Annotated in this window: 16 protein-coding genes and 2 pseudogenes; 4 read left to right on the top strand and 14 right to left on the bottom strand. The window is 68.9% G+C overall.

Annotated features, from left to right (window positions below):
- Window positions 1-62 precede the first annotated feature (62 nt).
- A complete protein-coding gene (locus tag NP80_RS27670; RefSeq protein ID WP_006398093.1) occupies window positions 63-1,730 on the bottom strand; it encodes a Na+/H+ antiporter in 1,668 nt (555 codons plus the stop codon).
- Window positions 1,731-2,036: 306 nt separating this feature from the next.
- Between NP80_RS27670 and NP80_RS27665 the strand changes: the two genes are divergently transcribed.
- Window positions 2,037-3,308, top strand: coding sequence for a sensor domain-containing phosphodiesterase (locus tag NP80_RS27665; RefSeq protein WP_035488933.1), 1,272 nt, complete (start codon window positions 2,037-2,039; stop codon window positions 3,306-3,308).
- A 68-nt stretch (window positions 3,309-3,376) separates the two neighbouring features.
- Complete coding sequence (locus tag NP80_RS27660) at window positions 3,377-4,099, top strand: copper homeostasis protein CutC (RefSeq protein ID WP_006407118.1); 723 nt, start codon at window positions 3,377-3,379, stop codon at window positions 4,097-4,099.
- Window positions 4,100-4,137: 38 nt separating this feature from the next.
- Here the strand turns inward: NP80_RS27660 and NP80_RS27655 are convergent, their stop codons facing one another.
- The gene (locus NP80_RS27655; RefSeq protein ID WP_006407117.1) at window positions 4,138-4,539 is read right to left on the bottom strand and encodes a hypothetical protein; all 402 of its coding nucleotides are present in this window, start codon (window positions 4,537-4,539) and stop codon (window positions 4,138-4,140) included.
- Between the two features lie 187 nt (window positions 4,540-4,726).
- Window positions 4,727-5,056, bottom strand: a pseudogene (locus NP80_RS27650) (biotin synthase BioB); the annotation flags it as partial.
- On the opposite strand from NP80_RS27650, the pseudogene NP80_RS27645 reads away from it, so the two are divergent.
- Window positions 5,056-5,196, top strand: a pseudogene (locus tag NP80_RS27645) (copper homeostasis protein CutC); the annotation flags it as partial. The pseudogenes NP80_RS27650 and NP80_RS27645 overlap by 1 nt on opposite strands.
- 19 nt (window positions 5,197-5,215) lie before the next feature.
- Here the strand turns inward: NP80_RS27645 and NP80_RS27640 are convergent.
- The 6 genes from NP80_RS27640 to NP80_RS27615 form a co-directional block, all read right to left on the bottom strand.
- Window positions 5,216-6,571 carry a purine-cytosine permease family protein gene (locus NP80_RS27640; protein ID WP_006407114.1) on the bottom strand — a complete coding sequence of 452 codons (1,356 nt, stop codon included), beginning with the start codon at window positions 6,569-6,571 and terminating at the stop codon, window positions 5,216-5,218.
- A 236-nt stretch (window positions 6,572-6,807) separates the two neighbouring features.
- Window positions 6,808-7,803, bottom strand: a complete 996-nt coding sequence (locus NP80_RS27635) for a 5-oxoprolinase subunit C family protein (protein WP_006407113.1) — start codon at window positions 7,801-7,803, stop codon at window positions 6,808-6,810.
- Window positions 7,793-8,668: a 5-oxoprolinase subunit B family protein gene (locus tag NP80_RS27630; RefSeq protein ID WP_006407112.1), complete on the bottom strand. Its 876-nt coding sequence runs from the start codon at window positions 8,666-8,668 to the stop codon at window positions 7,793-7,795. The genes NP80_RS27635 and NP80_RS27630 overlap by 11 nt, the downstream gene beginning before the upstream one ends.
- Entirely contained in the window at window positions 8,665-10,155 is a 1,491-nt protein-coding gene (locus NP80_RS27625; protein ID WP_006407111.1) for an acetyl-CoA carboxylase biotin carboxylase subunit, read from the bottom strand. The genes NP80_RS27630 and NP80_RS27625 overlap by 4 nt, the downstream gene beginning before the upstream one ends.
- Window positions 10,156-10,159: 4 nt before the next feature.
- Window positions 10,160-10,402, bottom strand: coding sequence for an acetyl-CoA carboxylase (locus NP80_RS27620; protein WP_006407110.1), 243 nt, complete (start codon window positions 10,400-10,402; stop codon window positions 10,160-10,162).
- A gap of 17 nt (window positions 10,403-10,419) precedes the next feature.
- Window positions 10,420-11,202 carry a 5-oxoprolinase subunit PxpA gene (locus NP80_RS27615; protein ID WP_006407109.1) on the bottom strand — a complete coding sequence of 261 codons (783 nt, stop codon included), beginning with the start codon at window positions 11,200-11,202 and terminating at the stop codon, window positions 10,420-10,422.
- A 256-nt stretch (window positions 11,203-11,458) separates the two neighbouring features.
- Here NP80_RS27615 and NP80_RS27610 point away from each other — a divergent pair, with 256 nt between their 5' ends.
- On the top strand, window positions 11,459-12,376 hold the full coding sequence (locus tag NP80_RS27610; protein WP_006407108.1) for a LysR family transcriptional regulator: 918 nt from the start codon (window positions 11,459-11,461) through the stop codon (window positions 12,374-12,376).
- Window positions 12,377-12,479: 103 nt separating this feature from the next.
- On the opposite strand, the gene bioB is transcribed toward NP80_RS27610, so the two are convergent.
- The 5 genes from bioB to NP80_RS27585 form a co-directional block, all read right to left on the bottom strand.
- Window positions 12,480-13,499, bottom strand: a complete 1,020-nt coding sequence (bioB, locus tag NP80_RS27605) for a biotin synthase BioB (RefSeq protein ID WP_006407107.1) — start codon at window positions 13,497-13,499, stop codon at window positions 12,480-12,482.
- A gap of 40 nt (window positions 13,500-13,539) precedes the next feature.
- Window positions 13,540-14,259 (bottom strand): dethiobiotin synthase, encoded by a 720-nt coding sequence (bioD, locus tag NP80_RS27600; protein ID WP_006398099.1) that lies wholly within the window; start codon window positions 14,257-14,259, stop codon window positions 13,540-13,542.
- Window positions 14,256-15,440, bottom strand: a complete 1,185-nt coding sequence (gene bioF, locus NP80_RS27595; RefSeq protein ID WP_006407106.1) for an 8-amino-7-oxononanoate synthase — start codon at window positions 15,438-15,440, stop codon at window positions 14,256-14,258. Before bioF ends, bioD begins: the two co-directional genes overlap by 4 nt.
- Window positions 15,437-16,783, bottom strand: coding sequence for an adenosylmethionine--8-amino-7-oxononanoate transaminase (bioA, locus tag NP80_RS27590; RefSeq protein ID WP_035488823.1), 1,347 nt, complete (start codon window positions 16,781-16,783; stop codon window positions 15,437-15,439). Before bioA ends, bioF begins: the two co-directional genes overlap by 4 nt.
- A gap of 516 nt (window positions 16,784-17,299) precedes the next feature.
- The gene (locus NP80_RS27585) at window positions 17,300-18,571 is read right to left on the bottom strand and encodes a dienelactone hydrolase family protein (RefSeq protein WP_006407103.1); all 1,272 of its coding nucleotides are present in this window, start codon (window positions 18,569-18,571) and stop codon (window positions 17,300-17,302) included.
- Between the last annotated feature and the right edge of the window lie 83 nt (window positions 18,572-18,654).

The raw sequence follows: 18,654 nt of genomic DNA, 5'->3' as shown, positions 1-18,654 counted from the left end.
GCGCGCGTGCGGCATCGCCGTTTTTTTTCATGGCGGGCGCGGCGCGTGCCGCGCGTCGCCGTTCAGACGATTCCTTTCTTGCGCGTCGACAGGGCGGTTTCCGACAGGTCGATTTCGCGGATCAGCTTCGTCAGCGTCTCGTCGGAGATCTTGCTTTCGGTACGCAGCCGATACAGCATCGAGCGCTCCGCGCGCACGGCGGCGATCCGCATCTGCAGCTCCATCGTTTCCGCCTGCTTCGCTTCGGCGCGCGGCGTCGGGCCGTCCTCGGCGAGCGCGGCGAGCCGGCGCCGATACTGATCCATCACGCGCGCGGAGATGTCCGCGCAGCGCGCGGCGCCCGATTCGTCGAGTTCGGCCGAGATCGCGTCGTGCGACGCGTCGATCGCGCGGATCGCGGCTTGAGCGGCCGCGGCGCGCGCCGCGCGTTCCTCGCCGGCGAGCGGATTGCGCGTCGTGCGCACGCCGCGCAGCAGCAGCGGCAGGCCGATCACCGCGACGATCAGCGAACCGAGAATCACGGCCGACGCGATGAAGATCGCGGTATCGCGCCCCGGCAGCGGCGCGCCGCTCGACAGCGCGACCGGAATCGACAGTACGCCGGCGAGCGTGACCGCGCCGCGCACGCCGCCGACCGTCATCACCGCGATCGTGCGCACGCCGGCCATCGTGCCCGCGAGGCCCTGTCGTGCTGCGCGGCGGCTCGCGAACCAGCGCAGCAGCCATACCCACAGAAAGCGGATCGCATACAGCGAGAGCATCATCGCGCCCACGTTGAAGATCATGCGGCCGACCAGCGCGTCGCTCGTATGGTGCGCCTCGACGAGCGCGCGGCCGATGATGTGCGGCAGCTGCAGCCCGAGCATGATGAACACCATGCCGTTGAACACGAACTCGATCATCGCCCACGTGCTTTCCGCGCGCACGCGCGACGCGACCGTGCTTTTGCGCGAGAAGCTCGTGTAATTCATCATCATCCCGGCCGACACGGCCGCGAGCACGCCGGACAGATCGAAGTGCTCGGCGAACAGGTACGCGGCGAACGGCACGAGCAGCGTCATCACGATGCCGGGCGCCGGATCGCCTTCCTGCTCGGCATTGAGGAAGCGCGTCGACAGCGCGCTGAACAGCCAGGACACGGCCGCGCCCGTCGCGAGTCCGCCGGCCGCGACGACGACGAACGTCAACGACGCGTCGCGCAGCGAGAACACGCCGGTGAGCGCGGCGGCGATCGCGAACTTCAGCGCGACGAGGCCCGACGCGTCGTTCATCAGCGCCTCGCCTTCGAGGATGTGCATCAGTTGCGGCGGGATCCGGCCCTTTCCGGCGATGCCCGACAGCGCGACGGCATCGGTCGGCGAGAGCACGGCCGCGAGCGCGAACGCGATCGGCAGCGGCAACTCGGGAATCAGCCAATGCGCGAAGTAGCCGACGGCGAGTACCGTCATGAACACGAGGCCGAACGCGAGCATCAGGATCGCGCGCCGCTGCAGATACAGCTCGCGTTTCGGAATCCGCCAGCCGTCTGCGAACAGCAGCGGCGGGATGAACAGCAGCATGAAGATTTCAGGGTCGAACGTCACATGGAGGTTCAGTTGCGGCCACGCGAGCGCGGCGCCGAAGGCGATCTGCATCAACGGCAGCGGCAGCCGCAACGGCAACACGCGCGTGAGCGCGCCGGACAGCGCGACGGTAAGCAGCAGGATGAGGACGGTGAAGACGATTTCCATCGATACGGCAAAGGCAGGGAATGAAACGACCGTACGGAGTGTAGCGTGCTCGCGCGAGCGCTGCGCTCCGGTGCGCCGGTGCGGATGCACGCAAACGGTGCAACTGCGTTGCGCCGTGCTGGTGCAGCACCGCGTGCACCGTGCGGCGCGCGCGTGATCGACGCTTGCACGGAGCTTGCTTGATGCTTGCTCGCCGTCCGGCGCAGGCCGGACAAACCGAGGGTTCATCGACATGGGCCGATGCCGCGCGCCGTCCGGTTCGTCAGCCGCCGCGTTGCCGATGCAGACCGATTTCAGGAGGAACGCATGACGACCGAGCAACAGGAGCGACCGGTTGTCGCGTCGCCGTACCGTTTCGAGCGGGAAGTGAGTTCCGGCTTCGAGCGGTTCGCGACGCGGCACCGCGAGCTGACGCTCACCACCGTGTTCCAGCCGATCTTCAGCCTCGCGCATCAGCGGGCAGTCGGCTACGAAGCGCTTTTGCGCGCACACGACACGCTCGATCGCGCGGTGTCGCCGCTCGACGTGTTCGGCGATGCCGCGCGCCACGGCGAACTGCTGCAGCTCGACCGGCTCGCGCAGGCGCTGCATCTCGAGAATTTCGCGCTGCTCGGCGCGTCGCGCGAGTGGCTGTTTCTGAACGTGCACCCCGGCGTGCTCACCGACCCGTTCCAGGCGGCCGCGCTGCTCGCGAACCTGAAGCGGCTCGGTATTCCACCGCGCCGGATCGTGCTCGAAGTGCTCGAACAGCGCGCGGACGACGTCGAGCGGCTTGCCGACGCGGTGCGCGCATGCCGCGCGCAGGGCTTCCTGATCGCGCTCGACGATTTCGGCGCCGGGCACGCGAACGTCGAGCGGATCTGGCAACTCGATCCCGACATCGTGAAGCTCGACCGGATCCTGCTGTCGCAGGCCGCGCATCGCACGGGGCCGACCGCGATCCTGCACGGGCTCGTCGCGCTGCTGCACGAAGCGGGCAAGCTCGTGCTCGTCGAAGGGATCGAAACGGAGCACGACGCGCAGGTCGCGCTCGCATGCGAAGCCGATTTCGTGCAGGGCTACTACTTCGGCCGGCCGGCGCCCGGCCTGCCCGATAGTGCCGCTGCGACCGGCTGCATCGGCGAGCTGACCGAGCGCTTTCGCGAGCAGGCCGATGCGCGCGAGCGGCGCGACGCGCAGCGGCTCGCGCCTTATCTGCGCGCATTCGAGCGCGCAGCCGAACGCCTCGCGGCCGGCGAGCCGCTCGACGACGTGTGCTGGAACTTCCTCGCGCTCGACGATGCGGCGCGCTGCTTCCTGCTCGATGCGCGTGGCCGGCAGGCCGGCCGCAACATCGTGCTGCGCGCCGATCGCGCGCCGCGCGAGACGCGTTTTTCGCCGCTGTCCGAGGCGCAGGGCGCGAACTGGCTGAGGCGGCCGTATTTCCGCACGGCGATCGCGGAGCCGGGGCGCGTGCAGGTGACGCGGCCGTATCTGTCGATCAACGAGGCGCAGCCGTGCGTGACGCTGTCGATCGCGATCCGGATCGGCGATGCGCAGTGCGTGCTGTGCGGCGACATCGACTGGACAGAGGGCTGACGCGCAGGGTGGCGCACGGTACGCGGCTCGGCTAGGATGCGCGCATTGTCCCGACGAATCGCGCTGCCATGAACCGACCCGCTGCTGCTGCCGTGCTCCTCGAAGTGATCGCCACGACCGTCGCCGATGCGAAGGCCGCCGCGCGCGCCGGCGCCGACCGGCTCGAACTCGTGACCGCGATCGGCGAAGGCGGACTCACGCCGAGCATCGGGCTGATCGAAGCGGTCGTCGCCGCGGTGTCGATTCCGGTGAACGTGATCGTGCGTCCGCACAGCCGCGCGTTCGTCTACGACTCGGACGATCTGCGCGTGATCGAGCGCGACGTGCGCGCGGCCGTCGCGGCCGGTGCCAACGGTGTCGTGTTCGGTGCGCTCGACGCGCGCGGCGACGTCGATGTCGATGCGCTCGCGCGCGTGGCGGCGGCAGCGGACGGGCGCGATCTGACGTTCCACCGCGCGTTCGACGTCGCGCGCGATCTGAATGCGGCGTTCGACACGCTGCTGCGCGTGCCGGCCGTCACGTCGGTGCTGACCTCGGGCGGCCATCCGTCGGTGCTCGATGCGACGGCGACGATCGCGCGCATGGTGCGGCACGCCGCGGGCACGACCTGCACGGTGCTCGCCGGATCGGGGCTGACCGTCGATGCGGTCGGAGAATTCGTGCGGACGACCGGCGTGCACGCCGTGCATTTCGGCTCCGGCGTGCGGCCGCGCGGCGAGGTGCTGGCGCCGGTCGACGAGCGGCTCGTTGCGAAAGTGCGGGCGGTACTGGATCGCGCGAAGCAGGCGTAAGCGTGTATCGGCCGCATCGACGTCCGGCGCCGCGTGCGTCAGTCGTAGCGGATCGTCAGGTCCTTCAGGATGTCGACATTGCCCCACTTGAACGCGCAGCGGCGGCCGACCTCGACCGCGGTGCCGTCGCGTATTTCACTGACAGGCGTGCAGCCGCCGGCAATCGTCACCGTCGGCGTGCCTTGCCGTGACAGCGGGAACTCGATCGCCGCATCCTGCGGAATCGTATGCGTGAGCGCGACGTCTTCGATGTAGTCGTCGGGCAGCGTGAAGATCAGCGCGCGGTCGACCTTCAGCGTGTAGTAGTCGTGCTGGAACGGAATGCTGACCACGCAGAGCTCGGTGGTGTGGCCGTTCAGCGTCTGCGACGAACATTTCGGTTCGGCGGCATGTGCGGTAGCGGCGGCGATGCCGAGCACCGCGACGGCGATGTGCTTCATCGTTGGTTATCCCCGTAACGTGATGATGGAACCGCCGACGAGGCCGACGCGCGCAGCGTCCGGCGATCGCGGCGAAGCGCACATGTTAGTGCGGACGCGGCGCCGATGCACGCGCTTCGCCCCGCCGCGCCAATGAAAAAAGCCGGGACGTGTCCCGGCTTTCGTCATGCGGCGCAGCGTGCGACGCTCATGCGCGTTCCGCCAGGGCATCGGCCTCGCTCGCACGAATCCCGAGACGCTCGAACAGCGCGCGATCTTTCTGCGTCTGCGGGTTGCTCGTCGTGAGCAGCTGGTCGCCGTAGAACATCGAGTTCGCGCCGGCGAGGAAGCAGAGCGCCTGCAGGCCGTCGTCGAGCTGTTCGCGGCCGGCCGACAGTCGCACGACCGCCTTCGGCATCGTGATGCGCGCCACCGCGATCGTGCGCACGAATTCGAACGGATCGAGCGGCGCGGTGCCGGCGAGCGGCGTGCCTTCGATTGCGACCAGATTGTTGATCGGCACCGATTCCGGATACGGAATTCGTGCGGACGACCGGCGTGCGCGCCGTGCATTTCGGCTCGGGCGTACGGCCGCGCGGCGAGGTGCTCGCGCCGGTCGACGAGCGGCTCGTTGCGAAAGAGGGGGCGGCGATCGATGGCGCGGCCCGGGACGTGTGAAGCGATCGTTCCCGCGCCGTCACGTGTTCCGCACGAACCAGGTCCGCTTCGCGCTCGCGAGCAGCGCGCGATAGACGAGCCACGACACGGCGAAGGTTGCCGGCGCCGACAGCGACGCGGCAAACCCGCTCGCGTGGTTCAGTGCGAGCCCGGCGAACGCGCCCGCGAACCATGCGGCGAGCCCGCCCGGATTGAAGGTCGGCACATGCGCGTCGCGGCATTCGACGTCGTCGCCGACGAGCTCGCCGTAGCGCGCGGACAGGATATGTGCGAGCGCGACGCCGACCCACGCGACGACGAAGATGCCCTGATACGCGAGCGCCTGCAGGATCCGCGAGAAGACGTCGGCCATCATCAGCGCATAGACGACCGCACCCACCACGAGCGCCCATACGAATTTCGGCGCACGCAGGCCGGCCACCTTCTGGAAGAACGCCTGCATGTTGACCGTCGCGAGGTAGTAGTTCGCGGTGTTGATGCGCGACTGCGTGACCCAGACGAACAGCAGGCCCCACAACCCCATCAGCTTCAGCAGCGCGAGCACGACCGACACTTCGGATAGCATACCGAGTCCCGGAATCGTGCCGACCAGATAAATGCCGGCCGCACCGTTCAGCAGGAACGTGACGAGGTAGAACGGCATCCCGAAGTTGAAGCGGCCGTGATAGCGCGCGTCCTGCCTGCGGCCGAAGCGCGCGTAGTCGAACGTGAACATCATCAGCACCCAGACGCCCATGTAGTAGACGAAGCAATGCCACCATCCGCCGGCCGGCGCGCCGCCGGCCGGGCCGATGTCGAGCCACGCGGCGTGATAGCCGTATTCGGCCGTCGCGAGCCCGACCGCCGCGAGCAGCCCGAGCAGGTAGAACGGCAGCAACACGCCGTTGAACTTGTCGAGCCAGTGCTGCACGCTGCCGAACACGAGCGGCACGCTGTAGCCGACGACGAGCAGCGCGGCCCATTTGTAGTCGAGCGCCGGAAACAGGTGATGCGCGGCAATCGCGATCACCGAGCCTTCGAACACCGCGTAGTAGATGGCCGTCGCGAAGAAGATCAGCGTCGCGAGCGCAGCGCCGGCGCTGCCGAACAGCACACGCGAGAATAGTGCGACCGACAGCCCGGTGCGGATCGCGTAGCGGCTGATGATCGTGTTGACGGCGCCGTACGACACCACCGACAGCGCCATGCCGATCAGCGCGTTGCGCGCGCCGTAGGTAAGCGCGAGCGTCGCGCCGACGACGATGTAGAACACCGCGCTGCACACGGCCCACCACGCCATCGTCAGCGAGAAGGGCGGCATGCGCGCGTGATCGGGAATGGCGAGCGTCGACAGGTCGAGATCCTCGTCGGTGCGGGCCTGAGCCAGGTTGGCCATGAGCGTGCTCCTTGGTGAGCGAAACGGCGAACGACGTCGCGGCTGCGGTGCATGCGCTCCGCAGGGTTGCCCCGACGTCGGGCGGGCAACCGGTCCGGCAGAAACGACGCGCAAGCGTCCCCGCCGCGCGCCGCGCGGTCGCGCGGGCGGGAAACGGAATACGTAGTCGGAAAATGAACCGCGCAGGCGGCCGTGCCGCGGCGCGGGGCCCGGTACGGCGGCCGGGCGTCCTGCGTTCAGTCCTGCAGCATGGCGCGCAGCAGCGCGAGGCGTCGCTGGTACTCGCGGCGCGCGGCGAGCGCGTCGGCCATCGTCACGCGCACGAAGCGCGCGCGATGGTTGGGCTGCATCTGGCCGATCAGGTCCATGTCGGCGCTGATCACGGTGCCGATCGTCGCGTAGCCGCCACCAGACACCGCGTCGCGATGCAGGATGATCGGCTCGAGCCCTGCCGGCACCTGGATCGAGCCGATCGGATAGCACGCGTCGACGATGTTCGACGGATCGGCGCCCGCGCCGAACGGCTGCTCGCGCGGCCGGAACTGCAGCGGGCGGCCGTTCTTGTAGCGATAGCCGATGCGGTCCGCCTCGGGCGCGACGGTCCATTCGTCGTCGAAGAACGTATGCGCCGATTCGTCGCTGAGACGGTAGTGGTAGAGGCCGGTCAGCACGCGCAGCTCGACCTGGCTGTCGAGCGGCCGGCACACGGCGGACGGCAGCTCGCGGCCTTCGCGGCCCGGCTCGCGCGCTGCGCCGACCGGCAGCCGGTCGCCTTTCTGCAGACGCCGGCCCGCGTGGCCGCCGATCGCGCCGAGCGCATACGTCGAGCGGCTGCCGAGCACGACCGGCACGTCGATGCCGCCCGCGACGGCGAGATACGCACGCGCGCCACCCTTCACGTAGTTGAACGACAGCACGCTGCCCGCGCGGATGCGCAGCGCCACGTTGCAGCGCTGGCCGACGCCGTCGATTTTCGGCGTCATTTCCGCGCCGGTCACGGCGATCAGCGCGTCGGTGTGGAACAGCAGCTCCGGGCCGAGCAGCGTGCATTCGAGCACGGCCGCCTGCTCGGGATTGCCGACCAGCAGGTTCGCCGCGCGCGATGCGTACTGGTCGAGCGAGCCCGACGGCGGAATGCCGACGTGGTAGTAGCCTTGCCGGCCCATATCCTGGACCGAGGTCGCGAGGCCGGGCTTCACGACCTCGATCAGCTTGTGCGCGTCAGCTTGCATGCAGCACCTCGACGAGAGAACGGTTGTATGCATCGGGATCGCGCCGGAATGCGTCGAGCGAGAATTTCACGGGGCGCACGCGCAGCGAGAACGTGCCCGCTTCGACGGCCGCGACGGCCGCGTCGTACGCGGCGCGATCGATCGGCTGGAACTTCACGATGTCGCCGGGGCGGAAGAACACCATGAAGTCGCGCAGATAGTCGAGCCGCTGTTCGGGGTCGAAGATCGGCGCCGGCGTCACGCCGAACATCTGGTAGCCGCCCGCGCCGCGCACCGAGTAGATGCAGCCGAAGCAGCCGCCATGGCCGACCGTCAGCTTCGGCGTGTCGGTGCGCGGCCGCAGGTATTTCGGCACTTCGAGCTGGCGTTCGCGTTCGACCATCTGGTACATGAACGGCAGGCCCGCGACGAAGCCGACCATCGACACGAACCACGGCGCGCCCGAGTGCGCGGCGATGAATTCGTCGACGTCGCGCTTGCCGTTGATGCGCGCCGCGTATTCGAGATCGGTCGACGACGGATCCTGATGACGCTCGCGGAACCGCATCATCGTCTCGTGCGTCCACGGATCGTTGTAGAGCACCGGCACCTCGACGATGCGCGTGTCGAGGTCGAGCGACGCTTCGCCGACGTCGGCTTCGATCGACTTCAGCAGCGCGACGAGCGCGTCGGGCGCGATCGTGTCCGGGTCGTAGCGCACCTGGTAGGACGCGTTGGCCGGGCAGATCTCGGTGATGCCGGGCACCGCGCGGCGCTGCAGCTCGCGCGTGATCGCGGTGCCCTTGAAGAAGGCGTCGAGCGACATCGCTTCGCTGATCTCGACGAACACGAACTCATCGCCGCCGAACGTATAGCGGGTCGTCACAGCGCCTCCCCGACGCGTGTCGCGTCTGCGTTTACGTTGAGGTTTGCGGATTCGGATTCGGACCGGCTCGCGGCGGCGGCCGCCGCGTCGAGCGCCGCACGCCATCGCGGCATCCACGCCTCGAGGAAATTCGTGTGATAGCGGCCGGCGCGGACGTCGGCGTCTGCGAGCAGCGCGGCGTGCAGCGGCGCGGTGGTCTTCATGCCGCCGACCTGCAGTTCGCCGAGCGCGCGCGACAGACGCTGCAGCGCCGCTGCCCGGCTCTCGTCGTGCACGATCAGCTTTGCGAGCAGCGAGTCGTAGAACGGCGGCACGACGCAGCCCGGATAGAGCAGCGAGTCGACACGCACGCCAGGGCCGGTCGGCCACACGAGCGCATCGATTCGGCCGGGATTCGGGCGGAAGTCCTGCAGCGGGTCTTCCGCATTGATCCGGCATTCGAGCGCCGCGCCGCGCATCGCGATGTCCTGCTGCGCGAAACGCAGCGGTTCGCCGTCGGCGATGCGCAGCGTTTCGCGTACGAGGTCGATGCCGGTGATCGCTTCGGTCACCGGATGCTCGACCTGGATGCGCGTGTTCATCTCGATGAAGTAGAACTCGCCGCGCGTGTCGTCGAACAGGTATTCGAGCGTGCCCGCACTGCGATAGCCGACTTCGCGCGCGAGACGCGTCGCCGATGCGCACAGCTCGGCGCGCAGCGCCGGCGTCAGCGAGGGCGACGGCGCTTCCTCGAGAATCTTCTGGCGGCGGCGCTGCAACGAGCATTCGCGTTCGAACAGATGGACGACGTCGCGCCCGTCGCCGAGCACCTGCACTTCGATGTGCCGCGCGCGCGCAATGAAGCGCTCCAGATAGACGCCGCCGTCGCCGAACGCGGCCTGCGCCTCGCGCTGCGCGAGCGGCAGCTCGGCCTCGAGTTGCGCCGCATCGTGCGCGACGCGAATGCCGCGCCCGCCGCCGCCGGCGGCCGCCTTGATCATGACCGGATAGCCGATGCGCGCGGCCACCTCGCGCGCGGCGTCGAGCGACTGCACGACGCCGTCGCTGCCGGGCACCGTCGGCACGTTCGCGCGCCGCGCGGTGTCGCGTGCACGCGCCTTGTCGCCCATCGTCGCGATCACCTGCGCGTCCGGGCCGACGAAGACGAGGCCGGCCGCTTCGACCTGCGCGGCGAATGCGGCGTTCTCGGAGAGGAAGCCGTAGCCCGGATGGATCGCATCCGCGCCGCATTGCCGTGCGGCGTCGAGGATCGCGGCCGGATTCAGGTAGCTCTTCGCCGCGTGCGAGGAGCCGATGTGGATCGCTTCGTCGGCCATGCGCGCGGCGAGGCTGTCGCGGTCCGCATCGCTGACCACGGCGACCGCGCGCATCCCGAGCTCGTGCGCGGCGCGAATCACGCGCACCGCGATTTCGCCGCGGTTCGCGACCAGCACGGTGCGGATGCGCGACGGGCGATAGAACGCGTCGCAGGAAATTGCCCGATTCATCGCGTCACCCCTCGATCCGCATCAGCACCTGCCCCGCGTCGACGGGCTCGCCGTCTTCGACGAGCAGCTCGACGACGCGCCCCGGCACCTCGGACTCGATCTCGGTGAACTGCTTCATCACTTCGACGAGGCCGACGACCGCGCCGGCGGCCACCGTCGCATCGAGCGCGACGTAGTAGTCCGCATCGGGCGACGGGCGCCGGTAGAAGGTGCCCGGCAGCGGGCTGACGATGTCGTGCAATGCCATCTCTGTGTCTCCTTGAATCAGTGTTGGGCGGCAAGCGGCCGCGGGCCGGCGGTGCGGATGCCTTCGCGGGTCAGCGCGTCGCGCGTCTCGCGCACGAGCGCGAGTGCGCCTGGCGTATCGCTGTGGATGCAGACCGAATCGAAATCGATGTCGATGTCGTCGCCATCGACCGTGCGCACCTTGCCGTCGACGCAGGCGCGCAGCACCTTGTCGGCGACCTGGCGCGCATCGAGCCGGCCGACGCGGCGCGTAAAGACGATCGAGCCGCTGCGGTCGTAGTCGCGGTCCGCATAGAACTCGCGCACCACCGGCTGGCCGTATTCGGCGGCGACGCGGTACGTGGCCGACGCTTCCATGCAGTACAGCAACAGGCCCGGATCGATGCGCTGCAGCGTTTCGATCAGCAGCCGCGAGAACGTCTCGCTGGCGGCCGCGTGCATGTACAGCGCACCGTGCGGCTTCACGTGCTGCAGGCTCACGCCGTTCAGCCGCGCGAACTCGCGCAGCGCGCCGAGCTGATACACGATGTCGTTGACGAGCGCCTGCGGCGATTCGGCGATCGTGCGGCGACCGAAGCCGACCAGGTCGCGAAAGCCGGGGTGCGCGCCGATGCCGACGCCGGCGTCGCGCGCGAGCTGCACCGTGCGCGCCATGATGTTCGGGTCGCCGGCATGAAAGCCGGTGGCGATGTTCGCCGAGCTGATCAGCGGCATGATCTGCTCGTCGACGCCGTCGCCGATCGTCCACGGGCCGAAGCCTTCGCCCATGTCGGAATTCAGGTCGACGCTGTGCTTCCTCATACGGTGTGTTCCTCCAGGTTCTCCGGTTCGCCGGCGTCGGTACGCCTGTCGAAACCGTGTGACCCGAGGTTAGCCGCGCGCAGCGAGTCAAAATAGTTCTATTTTTATATGCCGGTGTATCGATTTTTTCGATATCGCCGAAAATGCGCCGTGAGGGCCGCCGCAGCGGGCGCGGCAGGGTTTTCACGGGGCCCGCTTCTGCGTCGCGGCACGGTTGATATGATGTTTATCGCGCTCCATCAGTTTTCCGTCGACCATGGCCCTGACCCTCAGACAGCTCAAGTACTTCGTCGCGACCGCCGAGCTCGGTCAGATCTCGCAGGCCGCGATCCAGCTGACGATCTCGCAGTCCGCGGTGACGAGCGCCATCAAGGAACTGGAGGACAGCCTCGGCACGCAGCTGTTCCTGCGCACGTCGGCAGGCGTCACGCTGACCGATACGGGGCGGCGCTTCCTGAATCACGCGTACGCGATCCTCTCGTCGGTCGACGAGGCGATGCGGATCCCGAACCTCGAGAGCACGCTGACGGGCACGCTCGCGATCGCCGCGAGCTACACGGTGCTCGGCTACTTCCTCCCGCATCACGTGCTGCGCCTGAACACGCTCTATCCGCGGTTGACGATCCATCTGCACGAGCTGAACCGCGAGTCGATCGAGGAAGGGCTGATCGCGGGCCGCTACGACATGGCCGTGCTGCTCACCTCGAACGTGTCGAACCCCGAGCTCGTACTCGAGCCGGTGATCCATTCGGTGCGCCGGCTGTGGGTCGGCGCGCACCATCCGCTGCTCAGGCGCGAGAGCGTCACGTTCGCCGAGGTTGCGCGCGAACCGTTCGTGATGCTGACGGTCGACGAGGCCGGGCAGACGGCGATGCGCTACTGGAACGAGACACCGTATCGGCCGAATGTGATCCTGCGCACGTCGTCGGTCGAGGCCGTGCGCAGCATGGTCGCGAACGGCACCGGCGTCGCCGTGCTGTCCGACATGGTATATCGGCCGTGGTCGCTGGAAGGGCGGCGCATCGAGACGATCCTGCTGCGCGACCCGGTACCGCCGATGAGCGTCGGCCTCGCATGGCGCAAGAACATCGAGCTGAGCCCCGCGATGCATGCGGTGCGCGATTATTTCCGGCACACCTTCATGGAGCCGAGGACGATCGGCGGCGGCGCGTGAGTGCCGCCGTGCCGTGCAGGTATGCGAACCGTACGGCAACGAAAAAGCCGGGACGCATCCCGGCTTTTTCATCGGGCGGGCGAACCCGCGGTGCGCGGCGCGCTTACGCGTCGGCCGACATCGCATCGGCCTCGCTCGCACGAATCCCGAGACGCTCGAACAGCGCGCGATCTTTCTGCGTCTGCGGGTTGCTCGTCGTGAGCAGCTGGTCGCCGTAGAACATCGAGTTCGCGCCGGCGAGGAAGCACAGCGCCTGCAGCCCGTCGTCGAGCTGTTCGCGGCCGGCCGACAGTCGCACGACCGCCTTCGGCATCGTGATGCGCGCCACCGCGATCGTGCGCACGAATTCGAACGGATCGAGCGGCGCGGTGCCGGCGAGCGGCGTGCCTTCGATCGCGACCAGATTGTTGATCGGCACCGATTCCGGATACGGATTCAGGTTCGCGAGCTGCGAGATCAGCCCCGCGCGTTCGCGGCGCGATTCGCCCATCCCGATGATGCCGCCGCAGCACACGTTGATCCCCGCGTCGCGCACGCGGTCGAGCGTGTCGAGGCGGTCCTGGTACGTGCGCGTCGAGATCACCTGCCCGTAGAACTCCGGCGACGTGTCGAGGTTGTGGTTGTAGTAGTCGAGGCCCGCGTCGGCGAGCTGCTTCGCCTGCTCGTCCTCGAGCATCCCGAGCGTCATGCAGGTCTCGAGGCCGAGCGCCTTCACGCCGCGCACCATCTCGGTCAGCGCAGGCATGTGGCGCTCCTTCGGGTTGCGCCATGCGGCGCCCATGCAGAAGCGGCTCGCGCCGTTCGCCTTCGCGGCGCGCGCGGCGTCGAGCACCGCGTCGACGTCCATCAGCTTCTCGGCCTTCAGGCCCGTGTCGTGATGCGCGGACTGCGAGCAATAGCCGCAGTCTTCCTCGCAGCCGCCGGTCTTGATCGACAGCAGCGTCGACAGCTGCACGGCGTTCGCGTCGAAGTGCTCGCGATGCACCTGCTGCGCACGGAAGATCAGATCGTTGAACGGCAGCTCGAACAGCGCGACGACGTCGGCGACGCGCCAGCGCTGCGGCGACGGCGCTGCCACGGGAATCGCGTCGGGTTGCGCGGCGGCGGTCTGGGCTTGGGTCATTTCGTTTTCCTGTCCTGACTGGAGGGGTGAGATCGGGGAGTCAACGCTGCGCGGCGCGCAGCGTGTCGACGAGCGCGGCGATGTCGAGCGTCGCCGCGGCGGATTCGGGGTCGGCCGGCGCCATGTGGGCGATGCGGCCGAGCAGCGGTGCGCGATGCTCGCGCGCGAGCCAGTCGCGAATCGTCGCGACGTTCTCGTCCGCGTAAGTCATCGCCGGATCGACGTGGTTCGCGACCCAGCCGGCAAGCGTGAGCCCGCGCGCCGCGATCGCGTCGGCCGTCAGCAGCGCATGGCTGATGCAGCCGAGCCGCATGCCGACCACGAGCACGACCGGCAGGCCGAGCGCGACTGCGAGATCGGCGGTGTCCTGCGTGTCGTTCAGCGGCACGCGAAAGCCGCCGACGCCTTCGACGACGACGATGTCCGCACGCGTCAGCGCGTCGCGATGGCATGCGACGATCGTGTCGATGTCGAGCGTCACGTGCTCGTGCGCGGCGACGATGTGCGGTGCGGCGGGCGCCTTCAGCAGGAACGGCGTGCGCAACTCGGGCGGCAGCACGACGCTCGCGGCCGCATCGAGCTGGTCGGCGTCTTCGTTGCGCCACACGCCGTCGCGCTCATAGGCGCCGGCCGCGACCGGCTTCATCGCGGCCGCGCGTAGCCCGTGCCGCGCGAAGCCGTGCAGCAGCGCGGCCGACACGAAAGTCTTGCCGATCTCGGTGTCGGTGCCCGTGACGAACAGCGAAAGCGGTGTGCTCATGCGGCCTCCTCGCTTGCACGCAGCAGCGCGGTTTCGAGCCGCGCGAGATCGTCGAACGAATGCGCGGCCGACAACGAGATGCGCAGCCGCGAGGTGCCGGCCGGCACCGTGGGCGGCCGGATCGCGGGCACCCACAGGCCGTGCGCGTCGAGCGCGCGCATCGCGGCGAGCGTCGCATCGTTGCTGCCGATGACGAGCGGCTGCACGGCCGTGTGCGAGTCGACCGGCTGCCAGCGCGTGCGGCGCAGCAGGGCGCGCGTGCGTTCGATCAGTGCGGCGAGGTGCGCGCGCCGCGCGTCGCCTTCGTCGCCGGCGATCACCTTCAGGCTCGCCGACACCGCATGCGCGACGGCCGGCGGTGCGGCCGTCGTGAAGATGTAGCTGCGCGCGCGCTGGATCAGCCACTCGATCACCGTCTCGTGCGCGACGACGAATGCGCCCGCGACGCCGGCCGCCTTGCCGAGCGTGCCGACATAGACGAGATGCGGCGAACGCAGCGCGGCCGCCGCGAGCGCGCCGCGGCCTTGCGGGCCGAGCACGCCGAAGCCGTGCGCGTCGTCGACGACGAGCCATGCGCCGTGGCGTTCGGCAAGCGCGAGGAGCTCGGCGAGCGGCGCGATGTCGCCGTCCATGCTGAACACCGTATCGGTGACGATCAGCTTCGTCTGCGACGTGCACGCCTCGAGCAACGCGCCGAGCGCGGCCGTATCGGCATGCGGATAGACCTGCACGGTGGCGCGCGACAGCCGCGTGCCGTCGATCAGCGACGCGTGGTTCAGCGCGTCGGAGAAGATCGTCGCGTCCTTGCCGGCGAGCGCGGTGACCGCCGCGAGGTTCGCCATGTAGCCGGTGCTGAAGTACAGCGCGCGCGGCGCGTCGGAGAAGCCGCCCGCGAAGCCCGCGAGTTCGTCCTCGAGCTTCGCGTGCGCGCGCGAGTGACCGCCGAGCAGATGCGAGCCGCCGCTGCCGGAGCCGTAGCGCTGCGCGCCTTCGGCGAACGCAGCGACGAGCGCCGGATGCGCGGCGAGGCCGAGGTAGTCGTTGCTCGCAAACCCGACGATCTCGCGGCCGTTCACGATCATGTGCGCGTCGCAGGCGCTGTCGGCCGTGCGACGCACGCGGCGCAGCCCTTGCGCATCGAGATCGGCGAGGCCGCGCTGCAGCGTATCGAGCAGGTTCATCGTGCACTCTCCGCGAGCGTGGCCTCGAGCGTATCGCGCGTGCGCTGCGCGAGCCAGGCGATGTCGTCGTCGCTCAACACGTACGGCGGCATCAGGTAGACGGTCGTGCCGATCGGCCGCAGCAGCAGTTCGTGCTCGAGTGCGCGCTCGAAGAAGCGCCGCGAGAAGCCGCGCGCCGCGTCGCCGTCGAGCGCGACGTCGAACGCGAACAGCGTGCCGCGCTCGCGCAGGTGGCGCACCTCCGGATGGGCGGTGAGCGGCGCGAGCGCGGCGCGCAGCGCGGCCGACTTGCGCGCGTTGCTCGCGAGCACGTCGTCGCGCGCAAACAGGTCGAGCGTCGCGACCGCCGCGCGGCATGCGAGCGGATTGCCGGTGTACGAGTGCGAGTGCAGGAAGCCGCGCGTCGTGTCGTCGTCGTAGAACGCGGCGAACACGTCGTCGCGCGTCAGCACGAGCGATAGCGGCAGATAGCCGCCGCTGATGCCTTTCGACAGGCACAGGAAGTCGGGCCACACGCCGGCCTGCTCGCACGCGAAGAACGTGCCGGTGCGGCCGCAGCCAACCGCGATTTCGTCGGCGATCAGATGCACGTCGAATTCGTCGCAGAGCGCGCGCAGCCCGCGTACGTACGACGGATCGTGCATCGCCATCCCGGCCGCGCACTGCACGAGCGGCTCGACGATCAGCGCGGCGATTCGCTCGCCGCGTTCGATGAACAGGCGGCGCACGTCGGCAAGCGCGCGGCCCGCAACGTCGGCGGCCGTTTCGCCCGGCAGCGCGCCGCGCGCGTCGGGCGACGCGACGACGTGCGCGTGGCGGATCAGCGGATCGTACGCGTCCTTGAACAGCGCGACGTCGGTCACGCCGAGCGCGCCGATCGTTTCGCCGTGGTAGCCGTTCGCGACGCACGCGAATTCGCGCTTATCGGCGCGGCCGCGGTTGCGCCACGCGTGAAAGCTCATCTTCAGCGCGATCTCGACGGCCGACGCGCCGTCCGATGCGAAGAACGCATGGCCGAGCGTGTTCGCAGTCAGCGCATGCAGTCGCTCGGCGAGCTCGATCGCGGGCTCGTGCGTGCAGCCGGCGAGCATCGCGTGTTCGAGCGTATCGAGCTGGTCCTTCAGTGCGGCGTTGATGTCGGGATTCGCATGGCCGAACAGATTGACCCACCACGAGCTGATCGCATCGAAGTAGCGGCGCCCGTCGCGGTCGTACAGCCATACGCCCGCGCCGCGCGCGACGGGAACGAGCGGCAGGCGCTCGTGGTGCTTCATCTGGGTGCAGGGATGCCAGACCGCGCGCAGGCTGCGCGCGACCCAGTCGTCGGGGGCTGACGTACTCAAGGCGACTCCGGGGGTAAAACGGCGGCGCGCGGCATCGTCGGACGCGGCGCGCACACGGGGACAGCCATCGTGCGGCCGACGGCGCGCACGACACGAAAACGCGCAGAGATTAGCGTGTTCCGCGGCCCCTTGCACTAGCGGTTACAAACGCCGCAAAGCCTTGTGGGACGGGAGTTCGGCGCAGATCGGGACCGCTCGCGACGGTACGCTCGAGATCGCCCGAAATGGCCGCAGATGACGACGTTCGAGTGACACCCCCCGACAGAAAAAAATCGTGGGCGGCGCGGTGCCGCGGCGTGCGGAATAAGGGGAACGATGGAGAAAGCGGTGATCGAGGCGCGGCGCGCGGCTTGTATCGCGAGTGTGCGTCGAGCGACGGTGTGCGATCGAAGACGACGACGGCGAAGGTGACGACGCCGGACACGCGCGCGGCGCAGCACGGCGCGCCACGTACCGCGTACGCCGGCGCGCGCCGTCGAAAACGAAACGAAAGGGAAGCGGAAAAGAAAGCGCGCGTCAGCGCGACGCGAGCGCGCGCGTATCGGCGCCGTGCGCGCCGGTATCGTCGTTGTCGGCCGTCTGCGTGTTCGCGTTCCATACGACGCGATCGTTCACCGCATACAGCCGGCACGGGCCGGCGCCCTGCTTGGCGCAGTTGTCGAGCGCGAGCGCCATCGGATCGTCGCCGCCTTCGGCCCACGACCATGCGCCTTCGGACGATACCGCGAACGCGCGGCTCGGATGCTGGTTCAAAAAGCGGCGATAGCCTTCGCGGCCCGCTTCGTCGACATAGGGCACCGCGTCGACGGCGTCGATCGACGCGTAGCCGGTCGCCTTCGGCTCGTGCGGGCTCGCGACCGCATAGCGGACGGCGGTCGGCAGATTCAGTTCGGCGAGGAACGCGTGCACGGCGGGCCACCAGACGGGCACGCCGTCGCGATCGATGATCAGCCGGTGCGCATCGTCCTTGTAGCGGCCGAAATCGATGAACTGCGCCTGCGTACCGTGCGCCACGTATGCATCGTGCATTTGCGACACGAGCGCGGGCGTCCATACCGAATCGTTGTCGCCGTACAGCCAGAGCGAGCGCACGGCCGTGTGGGCGCCGTACTGGTCGAACGCGTCGACGAGATTCTTCTGCCAGCCGTCGCAGAGATCCTGGCGCAGCCCGCCGGAGAAGTTGATGATGCCGCGCACACCGGGCGCCGCTTCGGTGCCGTACGCGACCGACACGAGGCCGCCGTGCGACGTGCCCGCGACGACGATGCGCGATGCGTCGACGTACGACTGCTGCGACATGTAGCGGATCGTCGCGGCGACGTCGGCGGCCTGCGCGAGGCCGTTTTTCTCGACGTTGCAGCCTTCCTGCCGATAGGTGCCGCCGGAGCCCGCAAAACCCTGGCGGTTCGGCGCGATCACCGCATAGCCGCGGCGCACGAATTCGCGCGCGAACGCGAGCGGGCGGCTGCGCGGCTGCTGATGGAGATCGCCGGTGTTCTTGCCGTGATTGAAGACGACGAGCGGGAACGGGCCGGGGCCGTCCGGCTTGAACAGCGTCGCTTCGAGCGTGACGGTGCCCGACGCGTCGGCCGGGATGCGCAGAATGCGCTCGTTGAGATCGGCCGCGACCTGCGGCAGGCCCGAGTCGCCGTAATCGAAGCGCTCGGCATGGGCGAGCGACTTGCCGGCCGCGCCCGCATCGGCATTTGCGTTCGGCAGCGTACCGGCCTGAGCGGCCGACAGCGCGCACGCCGCCATCCATCCCACCACTACCTTGCTGAACGCCATTCGTAAGCCCTGCCATGCAACAGACCCGATCGAAGGCCATCCTAGCCCGACAAATTCAGGTTGTGCAATGCAGGAATTACCCG

The sequence above is a fragment of the Burkholderia multivorans ATCC BAA-247 genome (assembly GCF_000959525.1).
In the GTDB taxonomy this organism is placed as follows: Bacteria; Pseudomonadota; Gammaproteobacteria; order Burkholderiales; family Burkholderiaceae; genus Burkholderia; species Burkholderia multivorans.
This window is presented reverse-complemented; position numbering and strand designations above follow the sequence as displayed.